The sequence below is a fragment of the Globicatella sanguinis NBRC 15551 genome, from assembly GCF_001552295.1.
GTDB lineage: Bacteria > Bacillota > Bacilli > Lactobacillales > Aerococcaceae > Globicatella > Globicatella sanguinis.
This window is the reverse complement of the sequence record NZ_BCQX01000223.1, coordinates 1-1,233: the sequence shown is the minus strand read 5'-3', so window position 1 is coordinate 1,233 and position 1,233 is coordinate 1. Positions and strand designations below refer to the sequence as shown.

At 30.9% G+C, this 1,233-nt stretch carries 2 protein-coding genes; both read left to right on the top strand.

Annotation, left to right across the window (positions count from 1 at the left end):
- Positions 1-317 precede the first annotated feature (317 nt).
- Positions 318-650, top strand: coding sequence for a DUF2187 domain-containing protein (locus tag GSA01S_RS10230; protein ID WP_066127299.1), 333 nt, complete (start codon positions 318-320; stop codon positions 648-650).
- A gap of 149 nt (positions 651-799) precedes the next feature.
- Positions 800-1,228, top strand: a complete 429-nt coding sequence (locus GSA01S_RS10225) for a MarR family winged helix-turn-helix transcriptional regulator (protein ID WP_066127296.1) — start codon at positions 800-802, stop codon at positions 1,226-1,228.
- Positions 1,229-1,233 lie beyond the last annotated feature (5 nt).

Below are 1,233 nucleotides of genomic sequence, written 5' to 3'. Positions count from 1 at the left end.
CTACTTCTGGTCCACTTCCATTTTATAGCGAGTGTCTAAGATTTTGACCTTAAAATTCGTAAATGTAGAGTTTTTGAACTTAAGTCGCAGTATCTATAAAATTCGAACGAAACATAGAAAAAAACTTTTACAACTTATGTATAAGTGAAAAATAGTATTGATGATGTTCATTGAAAAAATAAGTCATTATATATCCTCATTTTAAAGCCAAATTAAGCTAAAGTTGCTTCAAGTGCAAATTGAATGCGTTTTTCTTTTAAATGTGGTATAATAGATTCAGTTGTAGGCGTTCTTGTCAATTAGGAAGAGGGTACGATATGACAAAAAAACTTAACTTAAAAACCAAGAACATAATTGAAAAAGAGTTACGTCGAGGGACAAGTAAATCACGAATTGCCGCTATTCTCAAAGTAGATTTTGATGAAGCACAAGAAATGATTGAAAAGGTAAAAAAATCTATTAGACCTGAGTTGAACGAAGTCATTACTTTTGAATTTAGGGATAATTTGATGCGTGGGACAATTATTAAATTATTGACTAATAGCGCCGTTGTTAAGATTAACTGGGACTATTCAGACACGACAATGAAAGATATCTGTGAAGATAAGACCATTGTTAATTTTAAGGATATTATTGATTTTATAGGCTAAAAGGTAGCGATTTGGTATTTATTTGAATGCTAAATCGTACTTTTTTGTTTTATCTTCAGAAAAAATATGGTAAGATGTTTAAGCGTGTTAAATAATGACATGATGCATAAATATGGGAGGGTTTATGACACTAAGAGAGGAGACAAAGTATGTCACGAAAAGCAGAATCTTTAAAAACTTATATTGCTTTAAAACGCAGCATTAATGAAATAGAATCTAAAACCCGTAAATACGTAGGGAATTTTGGTTTAAATTTGAATGAATTTGCGGTCTTAGAAATCTTATACCATAAAGGAAAACGAACGACTCAACAAATTAAAGAGGGCATTTTAATTGCTAATAGTAGTACGACTTATATCGTTGATAAATTATGTGATAAAGGATTAGTTAAACGTGAATTTGCACCAGAAGATCGTCGAGTGATTAATGTAGAGATTACGGAAAGTGGACGCAAATTAATGGATGAGCTATTCCCAGCTCACGCGGAGCAACTAACTGCAAATTTTGATAAGTTAAGTGAGTACGATATTACTGAAATTCGTCAGTTATTAAAGAAAATGAATGGTATAAAATCTTAATATAA

Bases quoted from the DNA above. Each gene is read 5' to 3' on its own strand.
- GSA01S_RS10230 (WP_066127299.1), top strand. From the start codon at position 318: ATGACAAAAAAACTTAACTTAAAAACCAAGAACATAATTGAAAAAGAG.
- GSA01S_RS10225 (WP_066127296.1), top strand. From the start codon at position 800: ATGTCACGAAAAGCAGAATCTTTAAAAACTTATATTGCTTTAAAACGC.